Annotated in this window: 4 protein-coding genes; 3 read left to right on the forward strand and 1 reads right to left on the reverse strand. The window is 57.2% G+C overall.

Features of this window, described 5'->3' with window-relative positions; all coding sequences use genetic code 11:
* Positions 1–73 precede the first annotated feature (73 nt).
* Positions 74–1,036 (forward strand): HPP family protein, encoded by a 963-nt coding sequence (locus U5K34_RS03900; RefSeq protein WP_322566361.1) that lies wholly within the window; start codon positions 74–76, stop codon positions 1,034–1,036.
* A 263-nt stretch (positions 1,037–1,299) separates the two neighbouring features.
* Positions 1,300–2,334 carry a dihydroorotase gene (gene pyrC, locus U5K34_RS03905; protein WP_416224016.1) on the forward strand — a complete coding sequence of 345 codons (1,035 nt, stop codon included), beginning with the start codon at positions 1,300–1,302 and terminating at the stop codon, positions 2,332–2,334.
* A gap of 284 nt (positions 2,335–2,618) precedes the next feature.
* On the opposite strand, the gene U5K34_RS03910 is transcribed toward pyrC, so the two are convergent.
* Complete coding sequence (locus U5K34_RS03910) at positions 2,619–3,497, reverse strand: TraB/GumN family protein (protein WP_322566363.1); 879 nt, start codon at positions 3,495–3,497, stop codon at positions 2,619–2,621.
* An 89-nt stretch (positions 3,498–3,586) separates the two neighbouring features.
* On the opposite strand from U5K34_RS03910, the gene rnt reads away from it, so the two are divergent.
* On the forward strand, positions 3,587–4,195 hold the full coding sequence (gene rnt, locus U5K34_RS03915) for a ribonuclease T (protein WP_322566364.1): 609 nt from the start codon (positions 3,587–3,589) through the stop codon (positions 4,193–4,195).
* The last annotated feature ends 188 nt before the right edge of the window (positions 4,196–4,383 follow it).

Raw genomic sequence — 4,383 nt, forward strand, 5'->3', positions numbered from 1 at the left:
GGCGGGAATGGTCAACGATCACATTACCACCTGTTATCGTCACACCCAGGTTAAAAAATTGGGGAATTGATGGATGAGTATCAGAGATTTTTTTGGTTATTCACCTGAACAGGTCAGTCATGCCGAACGACTCGCCTCCGGCGCCGGCGGCTTTGTCGGTATCTTTCTGATCGCGGTCGTCAGCTACTATTTCACCGGCTTCGAAGGCGCCGCCATGATCGTACCGTCCATGGGTGCCTCGGCGGTGCTGGTCTTCGCGGTACCACACGGCAAGTTGTCCCAGCCCTGGAACGTACTGGGCGGTAATGGTATTTCCGCCGTAGTCGGAATGACCTGTTACCTGTATGTTCCCGATGTATTTCTTGCCGCCGGCCTGGCGGTGGGTATCGCAATTACCCTGATGCATTACATGTCCTGCATTCATCCACCGGGCGGTGCTTCCGCGCTGGCTGCGGTGATTGGCGGCGACGCCATCCATGCCCTGGGTTATCAATATGTTCTTACGCCAGTATTGCTCAATGCCTTTATCATTTTCCTGGTCGCCATCGGCTTTAACTACCTGTTCCCCTGGCGGCGCTACCCGGCCAGTCTGATGAAATCTGTTTCAAAAGGCGGCCCGACGCAAAAACAGGAATACAATATTCCGAGACTGTCCCAGGACGATCTCGATTACGCAATGCGTAAAATGGATCTGCTGGTGGATATGACCGCTGACGACCTGGTGCAGCTCTATTCACTGGCTTCAAAGTATTCCGAAACCAGGCACCTGCAACCGGAAGACATCAAGCTCGGCCACTATTACAGCAACGGGCTGTATGGCAGCCTCTGGCAGGTGCGACAGATCATCGACGAATCCCCGCACGAAGAGCCGACCCGTGACAAGGTGATCTACAAGATCGTCAGCGGTCACAACCGTTACACTACCGGCACCGCGACTCGGGAAGAATTCGCCTACTGGGCGCGCTATGAAGTCGAGCAGCAGGAAAACGACTGGGTCCGGGCCGGGGGAACCATCGAGTCCGATCCGACAGCCTGAACCCGGGAAAACGCCGGCGTATTCAGTCGTTGCACCATGAGATGATCTCTTCCCTTTTAACCCGGCGTCTCGACGTCCTGCGCACTGCTTCCCGGAACGCATGAAAGGTAGGAGCGCCTCCGGCGCGACAGGCCTTGTCGCACGGATAGGGCTATCGCGGCTGAGCCGCTCCTACGGACCGGGGAATAAAGGGTTTGAATGTCCTCGTTACCCCGACCTGCCTTTCGCTAGAACACCAACCGGATAAGATGCATAATACCGTCATGGATCAGATTACCCTTACCCGCCCGGACGACTGGCACCTGCATGTGCGCGACGGCGCGGTTTTAGCTGACGTGCTGGGCGATACTGCCCGACGCTTCGCCCGGGCGATCATCATGCCCAATCTCAAACCCCCGGTGACCACCGTGGAGCAGGCCCTGGCTTACCGGCAACGGATTCTGGCCGCGCTGCCGGAGGGGACGTCGTTCAATCCCCTGATGACCCTGTACCTCACCGATGACACCACGGCGGAGGAAATCCGCAAGGCGGCGGCGCATCCGCACGTGCATGCCGTGAAACTCTATCCCGCCGGCGCCACCACCAACTCGGCGGCGGGTGTCACGGCAATCGAGAAAACCTGGGACGCCATCGAGGCGATGGCCCAGGCCGGCCTGCCGTTACTGATTCATGGTGAGGCCACCGAACCGGAGATCGATATTTTCGATCGCGAGGCGGTGTATATCGACCGCACCCTGCGGCCGTTACTCGAACGGTTCCCGCCGCTCAAGGTCGTGCTGGAACACATCACCACCCGTCAGGCCGCCGAGTTCGTCCATGCCGGCCCCGATAACCTGGGCGCGACCATCACCCCGCATCATCTGCTGATGAACCGCAATGCCATGTTCCGCGGCGGCATGAATCCACACCACTTCTGCCTGCCGATCCTCAAGCGGGAACAACATCGCCAGGCGCTGCTCAAGGCGGCGATCAGTGACACGGGCAAGTTCTTTCTCGGCACCGACAGCGCCCCGCATCCGCGCCACGCCAAGGAGTCGGGTTGCGGTTGTGCCGGGATTTACTCCGCCCATGCCGCGCTGGAGCTGTATGCCGAAGCCTTCGACGAGGCCGGTGCACTGGACAAACTGGAAGGCTTCGCCAGCCACTACGGCGCCGATTTTTACGGCCTGCCGCGCAACAGCGATCGCATCACCCTGATCCGCGAAGACTGGACAGTGGCCAGCGGCATGAAGTTTGGCGAGGAAGAGCTGATTCCGCTGCGTGCCGGCGAGGTTGTTCACTGGCGAATGAAAGATTAGTGCTGAGTGCTGAGTTCTAAGTACTAAGTACCAAGAACTGCCTTTACCTGTGGGAGCGGGCGACGCACAGGGAAGTGCTAATGTCGCGGTAGGCAGGACGCCGGGAGCGACGACGACCGCGACCCCACCATCGCCCGGCAATCGCGCCCGTGGGGCGCTCCCACCAACCGTTAAAAACCGGAACCGGGGTCAAGAGAATGTCAGGTAGCGCTACGCGCAACCTGACCTACAGCTGCACCTCGTCACTCGTACCTCGTCCCTGGGCCCTGCCCGAAGGGCCCGGGTTAATAGACGGCTTTGACCCGATAGCCCTGTTCTTCCAGCATGCGTAACAGGCCGACGTCGCCGGGCAGATGCAGGGCGCCGACGGCGATAAAGGCATTACCTTTTGCCAGCTGCGCCTGCATGGTTTCCAGCATGTTGCGGTTACGTTGTTCGATCAGACTGTCGTTGACCAGCGCACTGACATCCTTACCCGATTTTTCCAGTTCCCGTTCGCTGAATGCCAGCAGGCCATCGAGATCGCGCGCCAGGTAAATCTGCAGCATTTCCTCGACCATTTCTTCCAGATGGCGGTGTTCGCGAACCGCGACCCGCAACAGGTTGATCTGGGTTTTCAGCGGCGTGTTATCGAATAACTCAATGACGTCTTCCGGGGTTTCCAGACCACACAATTGCTTACCCTGTTCCTGCGCGGTTTGATACAACACATAATCGAGAAACATGCCCGATTCGGGTTTGGGAACACTCAGCAGCAAACCGGCCGCCCAGGGTTTGAACATGGGTACCAGCTGTTCGGGAATACCGTAATCGGCGATCAATGTGACGGTTTGTTGATAAAGCTCGGGGCCGATCTGCTGATCCAGTTTCTGACCATTGAGATACATCATCCCCTGGCTCATCTGGATCTGGGTTGCCGGATCCAGTTGCATTTCGGCACAAAAGATGTCCGACTGATCAAAACGCTTCTGTACCGGTGGAGGTAACCGGGTTACCCGGGGATCCTCGCTGTGAATGGTGCCAAGCAGATAGCTCGCCTGGCCCGATTCGGGAGCGATTTCCCACAATATACCCTGCTGTTCCCCGGCCTGAGCAACACCAAGTGCCAACAACAGCATAGCCGCCGTAACAATACGCGAAATACCGAAATAGACCTGTTTCATGAAAAACCCGCCCCGTCTCTTTCCTGGCTGCAACGAAACTGTGATAATACGCACTGCCGCTATTACCCTGCAATGTTCAAGGCTGTCCGATGTCCCGTATTTCCAAACGCTTTCGTGGTTTTCTGCCCGTCGTAGTCGACGTGGAAACCGCCGGGTTCGATTGTCACAGCCATGCCCTGCTTGAAATCGCCGCCGTGCCCATCATTATGAATGGTAAGGGCAAGGTCAAACCGGCCGAAACCATCGCCTGTCATGTTGAGCCCTTTGAAGGCGCACAGCTGGACCCCAGGGCGCTGGAGTTCACCGGTATCGATCCCTACCATCCGTTTCGCATGGCCAAACCGGAAGCCGAGGCGCTGGAACTGATCTTTGAGCCGATCGCCGAGATAGTCCGGGTTCAGCAATGCAGCCGGGCGATTCTGGTCGGGCACAACCCGTTTTTCGATCTCGGCTTCATCAAGGCGGCCGCCAACCGCCAGGGTTTCAAGAAAATCCCCTTTCACCAGTTCAGCACCTTCGACACCGCCACCCTGGGCGGACTCGCCTTCGGCCAGACCGTCCTGGCCCGCGCCGCCAAAGCCGCCGGGATCGAATGGGACAACAACGAAGCCCACTCCGCCGTCTACGATGCCGAACGCACCGCCGAGCTGTTCTGCGACATCGTCAACCGCTGGGATGACATGAACACGTCTGAATAATATTAAAGCTTTCACCGCAGAGACGCAGAGGACTTGATAATGTTGAATGATGAATTTTGAATGTTAAATTCGTAATGAACTTGTAATTCAAAATTCAAAATTCAAAATTATTTTAGCTCCGCGCTCTTTGCGTCTCTGCGGTTAACCATTCACTTCATTGGATAAAGGTAGTTCTACTACTACTCGCA

The organism is Thiohalophilus sp. (assembly GCF_034521165.1).
Taxonomy (GTDB): Bacteria; Pseudomonadota; Gammaproteobacteria; order UBA6429; family Thiohalophilaceae; genus Thiohalophilus.

Coding starts and splice junctions, on each gene's coding strand:
- pyrC (WP_416224016.1), top strand. CDS start 1,300: ATGGATCAGATTACCCTTACCCGCCCGGACGACTGGCACCTGCATGTG.
- U5K34_RS03900 (WP_322566361.1), top strand. CDS start 74: ATGAGTATCAGAGATTTTTTTGGTTATTCACCTGAACAGGTCAGTCAT.
- U5K34_RS03910 (WP_322566363.1), bottom strand. CDS start 3,497: ATGAAACAGGTCTATTTCGGTATTTCGCGTATTGTTACGGCGGCTATG.
- rnt (WP_322566364.1), top strand. CDS start 3,587: ATGTCCCGTATTTCCAAACGCTTTCGTGGTTTTCTGCCCGTCGTAGTC.